Source organism: Wolbachia endosymbiont (group A) of Epistrophe grossularia (genome assembly GCF_947251435.1).
Lineage (GTDB): Bacteria > Pseudomonadota > Alphaproteobacteria > Rickettsiales > Anaplasmataceae > Wolbachia > Wolbachia pipientis.
In genome coordinates this window covers 644009-660985 of record NZ_OX366363.1, presented here as the reverse complement: position 1 = coordinate 660985, position 16977 = coordinate 644009, and the positions used below count along the sequence as shown (strand labels likewise).

General features: G+C 34.7%; 13 protein-coding genes and 1 tRNA gene. 10 read left to right on the top strand and 4 right to left on the bottom strand.

What is annotated here, in order from left to right; genetic code table 11:
* Positions 1 to 8 precede the first annotated feature (8 nt).
* A complete protein-coding gene (locus tag OPR28_RS03160) occupies positions 9 to 3074 on the bottom strand; it encodes an efflux RND transporter permease subunit (RefSeq protein ID WP_265023487.1) in 3066 nt (1021 codons plus the stop codon).
* A gap of 175 nt (positions 3075 to 3249) precedes the next feature.
* Between OPR28_RS03160 and OPR28_RS03155 the strand changes: the two genes are divergently transcribed.
* Complete coding sequence (locus tag OPR28_RS03155; RefSeq protein ID WP_265023486.1) at positions 3250 to 3873, top strand: hypothetical protein; 624 nt, start codon at positions 3250 to 3252, stop codon at positions 3871 to 3873.
* A 9-nt stretch (positions 3874 to 3882) separates the two neighbouring features.
* Here the strand turns inward: OPR28_RS03155 and OPR28_RS03150 are convergent, their stop codons facing one another.
* Positions 3883 to 4620 (bottom strand): type I glutamate--ammonia ligase, encoded by a 738-nt coding sequence (locus tag OPR28_RS03150; RefSeq protein ID WP_006279775.1) that lies wholly within the window; start codon positions 4618 to 4620, stop codon positions 3883 to 3885.
* Positions 4621 to 4946: 326 nt separating this feature from the next.
* Between OPR28_RS03150 and dnaA the strand changes: the two genes are divergently transcribed.
* Complete coding sequence (gene dnaA, locus OPR28_RS03145; protein ID WP_265023485.1) at positions 4947 to 6329, top strand: chromosomal replication initiator protein DnaA; 1383 nt, start codon at positions 4947 to 4949, stop codon at positions 6327 to 6329.
* A 27-nt stretch (positions 6330 to 6356) separates the two neighbouring features.
* Here the strand turns inward: dnaA and OPR28_RS03140 are convergent, their stop codons facing one another.
* Positions 6357 to 7622: a metallophosphoesterase family protein gene (locus tag OPR28_RS03140; RefSeq protein WP_253303624.1), complete on the bottom strand. Its 1266-nt coding sequence runs from the start codon at positions 7620 to 7622 to the stop codon at positions 6357 to 6359.
* 190 nt (positions 7623 to 7812) lie between these two features.
* On the opposite strand from OPR28_RS03140, the gene OPR28_RS03135 reads away from it, so the two are divergent.
* The 8 genes from OPR28_RS03135 to OPR28_RS03100 all read left to right on the top strand — a co-directional run bounded on the left by OPR28_RS03135 (position 7813) and on the right by OPR28_RS03100 (position 16009).
* Positions 7813 to 7900, top strand: a tRNA-Leu gene (locus OPR28_RS03135).
* 29 nt (positions 7901 to 7929) lie between these two features.
* Positions 7930 to 9012, top strand: a complete 1083-nt coding sequence (locus OPR28_RS03130) for a GTP cyclohydrolase II (protein ID WP_265023484.1) — start codon at positions 7930 to 7932, stop codon at positions 9010 to 9012.
* A 72-nt stretch (positions 9013 to 9084) separates the two neighbouring features.
* The gene (locus OPR28_RS03125) at positions 9085 to 9765 is read left to right on the top strand and encodes a VirB8 family type IV secretion system protein (RefSeq protein WP_151807683.1); all 681 of its coding nucleotides are present in this window, start codon (positions 9085 to 9087) and stop codon (positions 9763 to 9765) included.
* Positions 9752 to 10552, top strand: coding sequence for a P-type conjugative transfer protein VirB9 (gene virB9, locus OPR28_RS03120; protein WP_174525402.1), 801 nt, complete (start codon positions 9752 to 9754; stop codon positions 10550 to 10552). The genes OPR28_RS03125 and virB9 overlap by 14 nt, the downstream gene beginning before the upstream one ends.
* A 16-nt stretch (positions 10553 to 10568) precedes the next feature.
* Positions 10569 to 12011: a TrbI/VirB10 family protein gene (locus OPR28_RS03115; protein ID WP_265023483.1), complete on the top strand. Its 1443-nt coding sequence runs from the start codon at positions 10569 to 10571 to the stop codon at positions 12009 to 12011.
* A 1-nt stretch (position 12012) separates the two neighbouring features.
* On the top strand, positions 12013 to 13005 hold the full coding sequence (gene virB11, locus OPR28_RS03110) for a P-type DNA transfer ATPase VirB11 (protein WP_265023482.1): 993 nt from the start codon (positions 12013 to 12015) through the stop codon (positions 13003 to 13005).
* A 30-nt stretch (positions 13006 to 13035) separates the two neighbouring features.
* On the top strand, positions 13036 to 15039 hold the full coding sequence (locus tag OPR28_RS03105; RefSeq protein WP_077188467.1) for a type IV secretory system conjugative DNA transfer family protein: 2004 nt from the start codon (positions 13036 to 13038) through the stop codon (positions 15037 to 15039).
* 121 nt (positions 15040 to 15160) lie between these two features.
* Positions 15161 to 16009 (top strand): P44/Msp2 family outer membrane protein, encoded by an 849-nt coding sequence (locus OPR28_RS03100; protein ID WP_265023481.1) that lies wholly within the window; start codon positions 15161 to 15163, stop codon positions 16007 to 16009.
* Positions 16010 to 16107: 98 nt separating this feature from the next.
* Here OPR28_RS03100 and OPR28_RS03095 read toward each other — a convergent pair.
* A protein-coding gene (locus OPR28_RS03095) for an IS630 family transposase (protein WP_265023237.1) occupies positions 16108 to 16966 on the bottom strand; the annotation gives its coding sequence in 2 pieces (ribosomal slippage) (positions 16108 to 16642 and positions 16641 to 16966; 861 coding nt in all).
* Between the last annotated feature and the right edge of the window lie 11 nt (positions 16967 to 16977).

Sequence of the window (16977 nt, the reverse complement as noted above, 5' to 3'; positions counted from 1 at the left end):
AATTTAAGTCAAGTTTTTTCATGTCTTTGTATAACAAGCAACGCAGGAGTAAAGAATAAAGTTAAAACCGTTGCAACCAATATTCCACTTGCTATGGTTGTTGAAATGTCAACCCACCACTGGCTTGATGGAGCATCATATGTGATTTGTAGCGTAAAAAAATTGATATTTAACCTGGTAATCATCGGTATTAAACCAAGAACTGTGGTTGCAACGGTAAGCAATATTGGCCTAACGCGAGAAATTGCAGCGTTTATTACACATCGCTTGATGTCATTTTTGTGTACCTTAATTTGGTGATGAAAGGCATCAAGTAATAGTATGTTATTATTCACTATAATTCCCGCCAAAGCAATTATCCCCACTCCACACATAACAACTACGAAAACTTGTTGGATAAGAAAGAAAACAAAAAACACACATGTTGTGGATAAAAACACTGCTGTCATTACGATAAATGTATGGTATACATTATTAAACTGTGTCACTAATACCAATATCATTAGTGTAATCGCTAATATAAAAGCCTTTAACAAAAATGCTCCTGATTTTTGTTGATCTTCTTTGTCGCCTTTAAAATCAATTTTTACTCCCTTGTCCCAATCCTGGGCAATAGAATTCTGAATGAACTTTACTCTTTCATCAACAAGATAGCCAGTATCAACGTCAGCAGAGATTGTCACTATGCGTAATCCATCAATCCTGTTTAGTTTGTTTACCTTTTTTTCGGGAGCATATTTTACTATATTGCTCATAGGATACGGGCCATTAACTGTATTGATAAAAAGATTGTCTATAGTCTTCATGTTGCGATCCTTTCCAGGGAAACGGAGTACAATATCGATTTCTTCATCCGTGTTATTTGGTCTATATTTTCCAATCAACACTCCATTTGTAACCATCTTTATAAAATCGCCAATGGTTGCAACACTTACTTCAGAGCTTGTAGCCTTACTCTTATCAACACTCATATTCCACTCTATTTCAGGTGCTGATCTGCTATCTTGAATATTTATAAACCCGGATGAAGGTTGGTTCATAATTTCTAGAATTTTCTCTGCTGCTAAATTCAAACTGGATACACTCCCGCTGAGGTTAATTTGTATTGGCTTGTCAGCCGACGGTCCTGGCTTTTCCTCTTGAACATTAATTATTATTCCTTTCATGTCTTGCACACTGCTCCTTATATCATTTAGTATGTGCTTAGCTTTGCGCCTGAAGCGCCAATCCATAAGTTCTAGTTGTATTCTGGCGATAACGTTGTCTGAAAATGCTCCTGATCTAGCATAAGAAACATGAATTTCTTTTTCAATGCTCAAAATGCGTTCTTCCACTTCTTTGAGTATCAGATCTCGTTCTTTGGCTGATAAGCTTTCTTTTGCTTTAACACTGATTAAAATATTATCTGAATCCACTTTCGGAAAAAACTTTACTCCAGGACCAAAAGTAAAGTACAGCACACTAAATGAAAACAAAACGAATACAGTAGCACATACGAATTTTTTAGGATGATCCAAAACCTTCTCTAGCATGCGTACGTAAGCTCTTATTATAGGCCCAGCATTTTTTATTTCACCACTTTCTATAGCACTCATTTTTTTTATTTCTTTTTTTGAAGTTATCGAAGGCTTACCAAATATTGCACCAAGTGTTGGTATAAAAACCAAAGCCATAATGAGCGATCCAGTCAAAGTTAGAATTATTGTAATTGGTATGTACTGCATGAATTTACCAACAGTATCAGGCCAGAATAATAGAGGAAAAAACACTGCTAATTTAGTTAACGTTGATGATAGAACCGGATAAAACATATCACGAACTGAAGTGTAAAAAGCTTCTACTTTATCCATTCCGCAGATCATCTTTCTATCGGCATATTCGCTGATCACAATTGCATCATCAACCAGCATGCCAACAGCCATAATTAAACTGAAGAGCACAACGATATTTAAGGTTATACCCATAAAGTAAAGAGCTATTATCCCAATGAGAAAGGAACCGGGTATCGAGAGTGCCACAAGAATAGCAATCCTTGTTCCCATAGAAAGCATCATTATGATCAATATTAACAACACAGCAAATATTATGCCGTTTTCCAAGTCATCAAGCACATCGCGGACGTTTTTTGACTGGTCGTTTAAGTACACCACTTTTAAATTTTCAGGTAATTGATCTTTTGCCTTATCCATTAAGTATTTTACTTGATTTACTGTGTCTATTATGTTTTTTCCGTTACGTTTTGAAATTTCTAGCATGACACTAGGTAATCCATTAATGCGAGCAAATCCTTGGTGATCCTCAAACCTAGGGTATACTTTTGCTATATCTTTGATTCTCAAAACTGCATCGCCTTGAGATCTAATAGGAATATTCATAATATCTTCTATATCTTTTAATAACCCTGATATTTTAATCGAATATTTACCGGCCAGTGACCCAGCTCCCACTAGTCTATTATTGCTTGATATAGCTTGGAATATTTCGTTTGATTGAATGTTATATTTTGTTAGAACTGTGGGCTCAATTATAACTTCCACTGTTTCTTTACGAATACCTGCCACTTCAACTTTGAGAACATTTGGCAGAGATTCTATTTCTTTCTTTAACTTGCGTGCTATTTCAGTTAAGGCTCTTTCTGGCAGATTACCAATTAAGCCAACATTTAATATGGGAAATAGACTCAAGTTTATTTCATTTATTATTGGAGATTCCGCTTCAACAGGTAACTTCGATTTTATGTTTGAAAGCTTTGAACGGACATTATCGAGCACTTCTTTATTATCATACTCTGTTCCAAATTCGAGTATCATGTGAGCACCATCATTAGTTGCAAAAGCTCTCAATTCTCTTACACCTTCGATGGATCTTAGTTCATTTTCTATAGGAAGCACTAATAGCTTTTCACTATCTTGAGCAGAAATCCCAGGAAGTCCAACAAACACGCTGATTATAGGAATCTGTATATCAGGATTGCTTTCCCTTGGCATTTTTACATAAACGTATGAACCGAAGATAAAAATTACTATAAGTAATAATACCACCGCCCTGTTTCGCTCTATGAGTAAGCTCTGCATGTTGAATGTTAGCTGAATATGTGTGTTTGTACAATATTATAGTCGAGATACATTGCATATTAATTAATCCTTGTGTAGCTTTAAAACTTTATGCAAATAATTAAAATTTTCGCAAAATTGCAAGTATAAGAAAATTCCTGTATAATAATTCTAGAACAGTATTTGAGAGGTTATTATGGTGGCAATTCTAAATATAACAAAAGGCAAAAATAAAGTTATTGTGTCTGGATTAGCTGGAGCTTTATCAGCTTTAATATTTTTAACAGCAATCCACATTGCCGCAAAGATAGCCATTATCGTTTCTGCTGCTGCAGTTACTTACTTATTACTTTCGCTGATTCATAAAATAAGAACTAAAGCTGAAATTACTCGTGTTTCAGGAGATAAAGTTTCAGAAGATGAAGGTGAAGAAAAAGATACCGTAAAAGAACCAAAAAGAACTGAAACTGAGCTAGAAGAAGAATTAAAAAATAAAAGAGCAGAAGAAGAAATGAAAAATGGACTACCTAAACATATGGATTTCAAAGGTAATTCACTTTCTAAAAGCGCTGATACTAAAGATAGTCATTCCGTTTCTAGTGCTACAAATATTGTTATGGAACCTTTACCTAAACACATGGATGCGCTTGGTAATCCACTTCCTGAAAGACCAAGTGCAAATATTAGTATAGAATCTAAACCTGAGAGAAAACTATCTCCTGCAGAGTGGCTATTACAGTTCGGGAATGTAAATAATGATGTGAGGGAAGTGCTAAAACAGCCAATTATCCAACAGCCATTTAACGGGTTAGGGTTTTAGATGTAGTTGCTATATCAAACTCTCCATCTTATATTGAGGATCAGATGCAATGCCATACACTCTATTTGGCGGAGCAATTTTGTTCTCTATACCAAAAACTATACCTTCAATTATTGCTGTGAGTACTTTTTCAAGGTTGCAATCTGCTCCAGGAACACGGTGCTCTAGGCGGCATCTTTTGGAATCGTTGCCAAAATAGGGAATTCTTATTGCAGCAGTTCTGTTATTTATTCCCCAACTAATCGTAGTTGGAGTGTGAATATCCGGGTACTGAAATCTTAAATATGAATCATCATTTGGAGCAAAAAACAACATATGTTTTTTCATCATTGCACATAATCCACCAATACTATGAATCAGATAGTCACTGTACTTTTGCTCATTGATATAAAATAAGTTATCGTTATTTGAATTCACGAGATTAACATGCACATTTAATGCACTGCCTGCTCTATCCAAATAGGGCTTTGCTTTAAAAGAAATATTCCCACCTAGTTTTTGTGCTGTTTCAGTAAGTGATTGTTTTGCTAACTCAAAATGCTTAATTAAATTGTCGGAGTTCGTATAACAACCACTTTTTATCTCATACTGATGTGTAGAATTCTCCTTCTCGCAAGAAAATTCAAGAGATGCTATTTTATTTTTGATGCTATTCAGAAATAAGTATTCTTTTTCTATTCCTTCAATGTAAAACTCTAGTTCAATACCGAATACAGCATAACAACTCAAATTACTTAATATAATCATAAATTTGCTTCAGTAAATCTATATTAGGTTAGCTATATTTATATGAATACTTTACTTATTTGCCAGTAAATTTAACATCTTATTTATACATAATGTATTACTGTTTTTAATAGCATGCTTCTAATCCTCGATACAAGCGACATTTACAAATTTTTCATTTTTTTGAAATAAAAATGATCAATTTTAATGTTTTTATACCCTTTACAACCCATCAAAAAATCACCATAATTTTTAGTATGTATTAAGTAGTATTAACTTTTCATTTTGCAGTAAGCTATTGATTATCTTGTATTTTTCTAATTATTCCTTTTTTCTTGGTGTGGTATATGAACTTAACTAGCCCTAAGGTTTCTACTATGTTTTTTGATCAGATTATTACAGTAACGGATCACAATGTTACTTGGGAAAAAATCCAAAATTGTCTTTATAATCTTTATGGAGAAGCAACATATAATAGCTGGCTGAGTTCACTAAAATTTGTCAGTAGCAGAAATGGGGAAGTTCTTTTATCCGTGTCAACAAGGTTTATAAAAGAGTGGATTACAGTTCATTACATGAAAAAAATATTATCATTATGGCAAAGCGAAGATAAAAGTATACGTTCTATTGATATTCAAGTAATTGAGGAGAGGAATTCAAATTTTAATGTTATACTAAAAAACAGAGAGGAAAGTAATCATAATCTTGGTTCGCCGCTGGATCCAAGGTTCACCTTTGATAATTTTGTAGTGGGAAAGCCAAATGAATTAGCATTTACGGCGGCAAAGCGTGTGGCAGAATCTATAGATCCAATATTAGGCAGCAATCCTTTGTTTCTATATGGTGGAGTGGGACTTGGTAAAACACATCTAATGCATGCTATAGCTTGGCACATAGTCAATTCCCCATCAGCAAAAAGAAAAGTGGTGTATTTATCAGCAGAGAAATTCATGTACCAATATATTACAGCGCTGCGAAGCAAAGATATTATGTTATTTAAAGAGCAATTTAGATCAGTAGATGTATTGATGGTAGATGATGTGCAATTTATCAGTGGTAAAGATAGTACACAAGAAGAATTTTTTCACACTTTCAATGCATTGATAGACCAAAATAAACAATTGGTTATATCAGCTGATAGGTCTCCTAGTGATCTTGATGGAGTGGAAGAAAGAATAAAATCACGACTCGGTTGGGGGTTGGTGGCAGATATTAATGAAACAACTTTTGAATTGAGGCTTGGTATATTGCAGGCAAAAGTGGAGCAGATGAATATGTATGTTCCGAAAGATGTCCTAGAGTTTTTAGCAAGGAACATAAAATCTAATATAAGAGAATTAGAAGGAGCATTAAATAAGGTTACCCATACCTCATTAATTGGAAGAAGTATGACGGTAGAATCAGCTAGTGAAACCCTAATCGATCTTCTTAGGTCAAATCATAGGTCAGTCACAATAGAAGAAATACAAAAGAAAGTAGCTGAATTTTTCAATATAAAGGTTGCAGATATGCAATCCAATAGAAGGCTTCGCAGTCTTGCAAGGCCAAGACAAATAGCTATGTATTTTGCCAAAAAATTTACGCAAAAAAGCCTACCAGATATTGGGAGAAACTTTGGTGGCAGAGACCATGCTACTGTTATACATGCAGTAAAACAAGTAAAAAATTTTATAAAGACCGACTCAAAATTTGCTGATGAAATCAATCGATTAAAAAAAATGTTTAAGTAGCGTTTTTAAAATAGCTAATAACAAATCCTAAAATGAATCGACTATAGTTTTAATCCGTTTAAGTTTAAAATCTTCTGTTAGCTTCGCAGAATACATTTCCTTATTATCTTGGTTATAGAAGGTAAATTTGTGATCATCTAAGTTTAGTATTGCAAAGCCAAAGCCGAAAAAGTTTCTAACTTCGTGTGCTAAGTAGTTTCTACCATTTGAATAGTCAAATTCTACATTTTGATAAACAGGTTCTTGATCTTGAGCGTGTAGTAATGAACCGCCATTTCCAACTATAATCTGGTCTGGAACATTATCCATTAATAAAATCTGGGCTATATGAATATGGCCGGAAACTATGGTAGTAACATTGCTTGGAAATCTATCCCCAAAAGCTTCAATTTGTGTAAGATTGCCATGGCTTTTTAATGTCAAAAATTCTTTTTTTGGAGATCTCCAAAGTGGTTTATGAGTTAAAAACCACGTGGGCTTATCTTGTATCAATTTATCAAATTGCCTTTCAAAAGCATCAATTGTGCTTTGGGTTGTAAAAATATCCTCACCGGATGAAGAGTCGAAGATAAAAAATTTCATCGGTCCAGCATCTAAGGACCAACTAGAAACGAAGTTTCCACATTTTTCAGACGAAAAGGGGTATGAATCTAAATACCTGAACCATCCTTCATAAGCTCTATCACAACTCTCATGGTTTCCACGAACAAAAAGGAAAGGGGATTGTGATAAAATATCCTTTGCAGGCTCAAACCAATCAGCGTACCAAGCTTCTTTATTATATCCATAAATATCGCCACACTTTTTTGTATTTCTACATCTTGTTTGCCTATAATGATAATCACCAACATGGATAATTAAATCTGGTTTATGAAGGGCAATTGAGTCTAAATTTTTTTTTAAAGGCCAGCTATCTACCGAATTACATTCCTGCTGAAATAACATATTTATTCTACAGCCCGTGTCACCAATGAAAGCAATTTTATTAACCTTTTTTGGTAATATAGGAACCCGTAGATCCTCAATACTAACGTCTTTGGCACTTGTTTGTACTGTCAGTTCACAAACTGTTTCGTTATGATCACCATTGTTAATTGAGCTGCGATTCAGCATTTCTGTTTCCTTGCCATCAACATAAACAATGGGACACATGTCATTGTCCGTAATTGCGCGTATGCTTAGTTTATTTTCTGGGATAACTTGAGACCATGTGTATAATATTTGTGCATGGACGAAATGAAAGCTAGTTATAAGAGAGAGAGCTAAAAAAATAAAGATATTAGCTATATTCATTTGTATAAAAACCTAAGTTAAAAATTAGTAGTAAGGTTATCTTAAATGATTAAAATTTATAATCACAAAATTCATAATCAAATTATACAAACAATTTCTAAATTATTCTAGTATCAGATTGACACTCTAGATGAAAAATTCTAAAATGATTAAGTAATTTAAAATAATTATATAAAAACTAGAATATAGTGCGGCCGTGGTGGAATTGGTAGACACGCAGCGTTGAGGTCGCTGTGGCTCATAAGGCCTTGGAAGTTCAAGTCTTCTCGGCCGCACCAGTTTTTATCGCTGTTTAATATGGGTAAAAATGTTTATAGGAAATCAGAGTAGCAATAAGGTAGAAAGAGCTATCAGCGAAATCAGGCGCGGTCGGCCAATTGTAATATATGATGAAGGTAATTACCTATTGTTTGCTGCTGCTGAGGCTTTAGAAAGAGATTTATTTAATCAATACAAGCTTATATCAAGCAATGTATATGTTACTTTAACTTCAAGTAAGGTAAAATACATATCTCAGAATAAAGAACATAACAGCAAACGTCTGTTGGTGAATAATTTTGATGAACTGCTCCATTTAATAAACTGTTCAAAGGAAGATTGCATAAAAGAGTTGCAATGCTCAAAGACAATAGATGAATGTGCTATTGCCTTGCTTAAGTTCTCAGAATTATTGCCATACGCGTTAGTGGCTGATATGACTTTTGAGAATAATCATGAAATGCGAAATTGGTGCGAGAAAAATGACGTTATTGCACTGGACACGTCATTCATAAATAATTTTCAAGAAAATCAGGATGTATATGAAGTGTGCAAAACATCATTATTTTTAAAACAGACTCAAGAAGTAAATATCATATCTTATAGAACCGAAAGTGGTGGAAGAGAACATCATGCAATTATCATTGGCAATCCAGATAAAGATGGCGAACCATTAGTAAGAATTCATTCTTCGTGTTATACGGGTGACTTGTTAGATAGCTTGTCATGCGATTGCAGAAGTCAGTTACATCAAGCAATTCAAATGATAGCTGACTCTGGAAGTGGTATTATATTGTATTTGATGCAAGATGGAAGGGGCATTGGTTTAACTAATAAGTTAAGAGCGTACAGTATGCAAAGAGGACATAATCTTGATACTGTTGATGCAAATAGAACATTGGGTTTTGAAGATGATGAAAGGAGTTTTGCTGTTGCAGCTAAAATGCTTAAGAAATTGAACATTAACAAAATCCAATTACTTACAAACAATGATAGGAAATTGTCAGAATTGGAAAGTAGTGGTATAGGAGTTACAAAGTGTCTACCACTGATTGTGGAACGTAATAAATATAACGATTCATATATGGAGACAAAGTTTGGTAAATTAGGCCATAGATTAAGAGTTTTTTAGCTTTTTTGCTGTAACTACTTTGTTAATTTGCTATGTTTATTAACATAAGTTAAGGTTTTTAGGAATACTAAAATGCTAAGATTTTTTAAGCGAGAAAAAAATACTGAATCCTTAGATAAGGATATAAATTGGAATTCAAACCGCTACAGCACAGTTATTGCTCAAAGGAATATTCTACTTTTATTTGCATTAATATTATTAGCAACGATCTCTATCAGCATATTAGTCATATTTAAAATTAGCACAAGTAGCACTATTGAGCCATTTGTTATAGAAATTGACAAGAAATCAGGAATAGTGCAATTGGTTGATCCTGTCACAGTAAAACAGTATTCTGCAGATGAAGCGCTAAACGATTATTTTATTTCAGAGTATATAAAAGCAAGGGAGGTTTTTGATCCATATCATTATAATTATAACTATTATACAAAGGTGAGGTTGTTTTCCTCACCTAATGTGTATAATGAATTTAGAAATTATGTAGGATCGCAGAATATGGATGATCTTTTTAATTTATATTCAGATACCAAAAGTGAATTTAAAATTCGCTCAATTCAAAAGTTGGGTAACGATGCTCTTCAGGTGAGATTTTTTGTGGAATTTACACGGAAAGATGGAAGTTCTACGAGAAAAAATAAGATAGTTATTATGTCATATAGATATGCATCGCTTGAAATGGATGATCAGCAAAGATATATTAACCCATTAGGATTTCAAGTTATTTCATATAGAGTAGATGATGAATATGTATAGGATATTATTAGTTTTAGCTTTACTTGTCAGTGGCAATTTAAACGCATCCATTAATTATAATGAGCCTATTTCTGTAGATAGTAGAATAAAGACTTTTGTGTATAGCCCTAATGAAGTATTTACGGTGGTTTTTAGTCAGGGTTACTATTCTTATATTGAATTTGCGGAAGGAGAAAAAGTTAAAAATATCGCTGTTGGTGATGCATCAAGTTGGAAAATTAATCCTTATGACAATAAATTGCTTATCATGCCATTTGAAGTTAGTAGTCGCACTAACATGATTATTACGACAACTAAAAAAAGAAATTACATTTTTGATTTAATCTCAAGGCCAAACTACGATAAATACCCGGATACTGATGCTAAGAAAGTGGATCACGATTATTCTGCTGAAAAGGATATATCTTACGTAGTACGTTTTTATTATCCTCAAGAAGAAGGTGAATTTGATGTTGATTTAGATGAGGTTTCTTTACCTACTCAAATGCAATATACTACAGACAAGCTAGAAAAAATAATACAAGAAAATGATACGAAGTACAATTATACATATATTGATGAAGGTGGTAATGCGGATATAGTTCCGATCGAGTTATTTGATGATGGTTATTTAACCTATTTAAAATTTAGAAATAATAATAAAATACCTCAGGTTTTTGTAGAAGGGGAGGATAAACCTTGTAAAAGGCTGTTATTTGATGATTATGTTATAATAAAAGGAGTACATAAAAAGCTATTTATGCGTTATGAAGATGGTGAAGTTGAAATTATAAATAGGTCACTTTAGCTGTGGTACATGCAATATGAATAAAGAAAGGCGTAACAATTCAGAAGATGAATCAGAAATAGAGAATAAGGTAGTAACAGTTGGCTCTAATCAAGGTCATAGGGCATTGATGGTCATTATTTTAGTACTTCTGGTTGGTGGAGTGTATTATCTCTATTTTAGTCCTTCTCATAAAGAGGGTTCAGAAGTTATTAAAAAAGAGGAAACAAAGCAAAACGTTCAAGAATTGAAAGGAAAGTTGGAACAAGTTCCAGATAATGTAATGGTTCCTGAAAGAATAATAACCGATTCCTTACCACCCTTACCTCCTCTTCCTACGCCACAAATCGTACCAGAAATAAAACAAATTAAAAAAGAAGAAGAGAAACCAAAAGAAACTTCTGCGTCAAATATACCTATTTTGCCAAAGCAAAATTTTCCTTCTAGTAATGTTATGGGCAATTTACCTACCTCATTTCCTACAATAGGGGGTGGCGGTTATCCTAGAGACAGACGTAGTGCACAAATGTTAACAATTTCAGGTGGTAGTGGAGAGAACAAGGCTGCTGATGCTATTTTATCCGACACTTCAGCACAATCGAGCAAAGCTACCAGGGTAGGAAAGCTTGGTTTAATGATTACTCAAGGTAAAATTATTGATGCTGTTCTTGAAACTGCAATAAACTCTGATCTGCAAGGAATGCTGCGTGCTATGGTGAGTAGAGATGTTTATGCGGAAACTGGTGATACAGTTTTAATACCTAAAGGCTCAAGATTGATAGGCAGTTATTCATTTGACTCGAATGTTGCTAAATCTCGTGTAAATATAAACTGGAATAGAGTGATTCTGCCACATGGAATAGATATTGCAATCTCATCACTTAGTACTGACGAGCTTGGTAGAGCAGGAATAGCAGGAATAGTTGATAACAAAATAGTAAGTGCGTTATTCTCTTCAGTGACACTTGCTGGTGTTTCGATTGGTTCTGCTGTTATAGGGCAAAAGGCTTCTAATCTTGTTGATACGCTAACTGTCAGAGATGCAGTAAAGTCTATCACTGCAACCGAAATAGATTTTTCTTCTCTCCAACTCATTATTGACCCAGAAAAGAAGATATCTAGTGACAAATGGAAATTAGGCCTTGGGGCTATCGGAAGAATTCGGAGTGCCAAAAGCAGACAAGATTTACTAAAAATAATGAAAGAGGAAATAGCAAAAGCACTAGGAATTGAAGAAGACGAGGTAAATATAAGCCTGGAAATTGTAAATCAACTGTTAGAACAAATTCAAAGAAAAAGCAAGTCTGTTTATGATGAAGCAATCGGGAAATCAATCGAGGATTTTTCTAAAGATATGCGGGATGTAGTGGGCAGATATACAGATAAAAAACCAACTATTTATGTTGATCAAGGCACTGCATTGAAAGTATTTGTTAACCAAGATATAGTATTTCCTCCACAGGCAATATTAAATCAATGAAATGAACTATGCTGCACTTGATACATATTTGGAGCCATTACAAGGCATATTTCAAGAAGAAGGCGTAAATGAAATATCAATAAATAAGCCAAAGGAAGTATGGATTGAAAATCGCGGTGAAATAAGGTGTGAAAAATTAGAAGTATTCGATCTTAACCATTTGAAATCTCTTGGCAGACTGATTGCTCAAGCTACAGAACAAAAACTTAGCGAAGAAGCGCCGTTACTTTCGGCAACATTACCAAATGGTTATCGTATACAGATAGTATTTCCGCCAGCATGTGAGCCTGATAAAGTAGTCATGTCGATTCGTAAGCCTTCTAGCATGCAATTAGCACTCGATGATTACGAAAAAATGGGGGCTTTTTCTGAAACTGTTACAGAAGCAACTGGTAATCCAGTTGACCGTCATTTGGATTTACTGTTAAGGCAAAAAAAAATAAAAGAGTTTTTAGAATACGCTGTAATAAGTAAGAAAAATATTATAATTAGTGGTGGAACTTCCACTGGTAAGACTACTTTTACTAATGCTACTTTGCGTGCTATTCCAGATGAGGAAAGAATTATTACTGTTGAGGATGCAAGGGAAATCGTTTTGAACGATCATCCCAATAAAGTCCATCTAATTGCCTCTAAAGGAGGGCAGGGCAGAGCAAAAGTAACCACTCAAGATTTGATAGAAGCGTGCTTACGTTTAAGGCCAGACAGAATAATAGTTGGTGAGCTCCGTGGAGCGGAAGCTTTTAGTTTTCTCAGGGCGATAAATACTGGTCACCCTGGATCAATATCAACCCTTCATGCGGATAGTCCAACAATGGCCCTTGAGCAAATAAAACTGATGGTTATGCAAGCAAACCTTGGCATTCCTCCAGACCAAATTATACCATACATTAGAAATGTGATTGATATTGTTATTCAGCTAAAAAGAACCGGTGGGGGCAAAAGAAGCATTTCTGAGATATTATTTACTAGATCTGCGAGCGAAAATGCTTAAATTTATACATAAGTTAAGGAAGAGTAGTTTATGAGTAATGGAAATCACCTACGTAATATTCTCATAGGAGGTGTAGTAGCTTTTAGCGTACTTGAGTTTTGCTTCTATCTATCTGGTATATTGTTTGTTCTGTTTGCTGATGGTCCGGATGCTGTGGATTTTAAGGCAATTAATCCTAGTTTGACGCCTTTCCCTCAAGCTCTTTGGCCAACGATTTTTGATCATATACAATATTGTTGGCATCATCCAGAGTTATATAGCCTTGAGCTCAAAATCACATTAATTATATCTTCTGCACTGCCTATCATTGTTTTAATGATTATCTTATGGAATTTAAGAGAAAGGATAATTGAGTGGCGACCATTTAAAAAGAAGGAATCACTTCATGGAGATTCGCAGTGGGCATCAGAGAAAGACATACGAAAAGCAGGATTAAGAAGCAAAAAGGGATTATTGCTTGGTAAAGATAAAAGAGGATACTTCATTTCTGATGGGTTTCAGCATGCATTGTTATTTGCACCTACAGGTTCTGGTAAGGGTGTTGGCTTTGTAATTCCTAATTTATTATTTTGGACTGACTCGGTAATTGTACACGACATAAAATTAGAAAACTATGAAATAACAAGTGGTTGGCGAGAACGACAAGGACAAAAAGTATACGTATGGAATCCAGCGCAGCCAGATGGAATAAGTCACTGTTACAATCCATTACAATGGATTAGTGAAAAACCTGGGCAGATGGTTGACGATGTGCAGAAAATAGCTAACCTAATCATGCCTGAACAAGACTTTTGGCAGAATGAAGCAAGAAGCTTATTTGTTGGAGTGGTATTATACTTACTTGCTGCACCAGAGAAAGTTAAATCTTTTGGTGAAGTTGTGCGTACGATGCGTAGTGATGACGTGGTTTATAATCTTGCTGTTGCTCTTGATACAATGGGTAAAATACTACACCCTGTAGCATATATGAATATTGCAGCTTTTTTACAAAAAGCTGATAAAGAAAGGTCAGGTGTTGTATCAACCATGAACTCATCACTTGAATTGTGGGCAAACCCATTGATTGATACTGCAACTGCGTCAAGTGATTTTAATATTCTAGATTTTAAAAAGAAGAAAATTACAGTTTATGTTGGTTTAACTCCTGACAACTTGACTAGGCTCAGGCCTTTAATGCAGGTTTTTTACCAACAGGCAACTGAGTTTTTATGTAGAAAATTGCCATCGGATGACGAGCCTTATGGCGTATTGTTTTTAATGGATGAGTTTCCTACACTTGGAAAAATGGAGCAATTTCAAACAGGTATTGCATATTTTCGTGGTTATCGAGTTAGGTTATTCTTAATTGTTCAAGATACTGAGCAGCTCAAAGGAATATACGAAGAAGCAGGGATGAACTCCTTTTTGTCAAACTCGACTTACAGAATAACTTTTGCAGCCAATAATATTGAAACAGCTAATTTAATATCGCAACTTATAGGAAACAAAACTGTACAACAAGAATCGTTGAATAAGCCTAAATTTTTAGATTTAAATCCTGCTTCAAGGTCATTACATATCTCTGAAATACAGAGAGCATTGCTATTGCCTCAAGAAGTTATTATGTTGCCACGTGACGATCAGATAATTTTAATAGAGTCGACTTACCCAATTAAATCAAAGAAAATTTTGTACTACAGTGATACCACCTTCACAAGAAGGCTGCTCAAACAAACTCGTGTGCCTACACAAGAACCATATGACCCAAACAAAGTTCTTTCTGCCGCTGCGAGCAAAGATAAGGTTAATAACGAGGGGAATAATGTTCTTGAGGGACCTAATTCAGTTGATTATCCTGCTGAAACTAAAACCGAAGATGCAGTATATGATGAATCAGATGAATTTGCAGACGAAGATATTGATGATGAAGATATCGACGATAAGTTTGAAGATGATGACGAGGAAGATGAGGATAGGAGCGATGATGGGTTTGATGACGAAGAAGAGGAGGATGAATTTGAAGATGAGGATAAATTAAAAAATGACGAGAAGTAAGGTTAACTTTGCCTATTTTTAGCTCAGAAAAGTGCAAGTTATGCAAATAATTAGGTTTTTCATATTAAGCCATTTTTAATTAATTAGTATTAGATTAGCTATTTTAACTAGGGGAGTAGTAATGATTAGTAAAAAAACATTAGCGGTTACAGCACTTGCTTTATTGTTGTCACAACAATCTTTTGCGAGTGAAACAGAAGGGTTTTACTTTGGTAGTGGGTATTATGGTCAATTTTTTAATGGCATGGGTGAACTAAAAACAAGCACTACAGATATCAAAAATTTGTCTATAAATGACAGGGATGCTCAGAACACAAAAGGTCAGTCACTAAGTGAGTATAAAGGAGATTATAATCCACCTTTTGCTGCAAATGTGGCACTTGGTTATACAGGGGAATTGGGTAACAACAGCTATAGGGCTGAATTGGAAGGGATGTATTCTTCTGTAAAAGTGGATAATATTGGTTTAACAAGTAGCCAAATAACTGTTTCATATCTAAAGGACATTGGTCAGGATGCTAATAAAGAAACTTATCTCTATAGTGCTGCAGTTAGTCATGACCAAATTGAGAACATATCTGTAATGGCAAATGTTTATCATCATTGGAAAAGTGACCGTTTCTCTTTTTCTCCTTACGTTGGTATTGGAGTCGGTGCAACAAGAATGACGATGTTTGAAAAACCGTCAATAAGACCCGCAGGTCAAGTAAAAGCTGGCTTTGACTATCGCATAAACGAAGATGTAAATATGCATATCGGATATAGAGGTTTTGGTGCTATTGGTGGCGATATTAAGCTTACAGCAGAAAAGTTAGGACAAGTGGTAGACGACCCTAATAATGATAAAAAAAAGAAGCTTGATCCTAGCTCAGGTAGCAAAGTAACTGAGGAAATAAATATAGGTAATCAACTATTTCACACACACGGTATAGAGGCTGGTCTTACTTTCCATTTTGCCAGCAAAGCTTAAACATGTTGCCCTTTAAAAAATGCATAAAACCGTTCCTGTCGTCCTATGGCTTGACCATAGGATCTAGTTATAGCTCTTCTCATAATAGTCAGAACAAATCATAAAAAAGCAGAATCAACAGCTTGACGGAAAGACTGAAAAATAGGGATATTTTTTCTAGCTCTGTTCTTTATAGCAAACCAATGATGCTCAATTTCGTTAAAGTCTGGAGAATATGGAGGAAGATAAAGAATTTCAGCACCTACTCCTTTAGCAAGATCATCGATTTTTTTAGATTTATGGAAAGCAGCGTTATCAAGAATTACAGTTTGGCCAGACCTTAAAATTGGAGTCAAAAACTGCTCAAACCAAGCCTCAAAAACATCCTTGTTGCAGTATCCCTCAAAGGTCAATGGAGCAATGATTTTCTTTTTATTTAGAGCTGCAATCATACTGACACGCTGAGTTTTTTTACCTGATTTTAGTGAATGAAACCTCTCTCCTTTTCTGCAATATCCGTATGGGTAGTCTTCTGTATTGTCTATCCCAGATTCGTCAATATATACAAGATTTTCAGGATATTTTGTTGCTATAACCTTTGCAAATTGAGCTCGCTTTTCTTCATTTCTTTCTTTATATCCGTAGGTCTTTTTTTCTTGTAAAGCCAATATTTTTAAGTGCGCGGTGAATCGTTTGTCGACTGATATTGCCCCAGAGTTTAGCCATCTCTGACTGAGTTTTGCCGCCATGGTTTTTTGCAAATTCGGTGAAGACATTCCAGTCGGTAATTTTATGGTTATATCCTACGCTTCCAGGCTTTTTTGACTGAAAATCTCCTGTTTCCTCACGCCTTTTCTGCCACTCATATAAAGTCGTTTTTCCAATTTTAAATCTCTTGGCAACAGTTGCTCTACTTTCTCCCTCATCCAATGCTTCCATTGCTTTTTTCCTTAAGTCATAACTATACGCTGCTGGCATACAAACCCCAC

Coding starts and splice junctions, on each gene's coding strand:
- OPR28_RS03160 (WP_265023487.1), bottom strand. CDS start 3,074: ATGCAGAGCTTACTCATAGAGCGAAACAGGGCGGTGGTATTATTACTT.
- OPR28_RS03155 (WP_265023486.1), top strand. CDS start 3,250: ATGGTGGCAATTCTAAATATAACAAAAGGCAAAAATAAAGTTATTGTG.
- OPR28_RS03150 (WP_006279775.1), bottom strand. CDS start 4,620: ATGATTATATTAAGTAATTTGAGTTGTTATGCTGTATTCGGTATTGAA.
- dnaA (WP_265023485.1), top strand. CDS start 4,947: ATGAACTTAACTAGCCCTAAGGTTTCTACTATGTTTTTTGATCAGATT.
- OPR28_RS03140 (WP_253303624.1), bottom strand. CDS start 7,622: ATGAATATAGCTAATATCTTTATTTTTTTAGCTCTCTCTCTTATAACT.
- OPR28_RS03130 (WP_265023484.1), top strand. CDS start 7,930: ATGTTTATAGGAAATCAGAGTAGCAATAAGGTAGAAAGAGCTATCAGC.
- OPR28_RS03125 (WP_151807683.1), top strand. CDS start 9,085: ATGCTAAGATTTTTTAAGCGAGAAAAAAATACTGAATCCTTAGATAAG.
- virB9 (WP_174525402.1), top strand. CDS start 9,752: ATGAATATGTATAGGATATTATTAGTTTTAGCTTTACTTGTCAGTGGC.
- OPR28_RS03115 (WP_265023483.1), top strand. CDS start 10,569: ATGAATAAAGAAAGGCGTAACAATTCAGAAGATGAATCAGAAATAGAG.
- virB11 (WP_265023482.1), top strand. CDS start 12,013: ATGAACTATGCTGCACTTGATACATATTTGGAGCCATTACAAGGCATA.
- OPR28_RS03105 (WP_077188467.1), top strand. CDS start 13,036: ATGAGTAATGGAAATCACCTACGTAATATTCTCATAGGAGGTGTAGTA.
- OPR28_RS03100 (WP_265023481.1), top strand. CDS start 15,161: ATGATTAGTAAAAAAACATTAGCGGTTACAGCACTTGCTTTATTGTTG.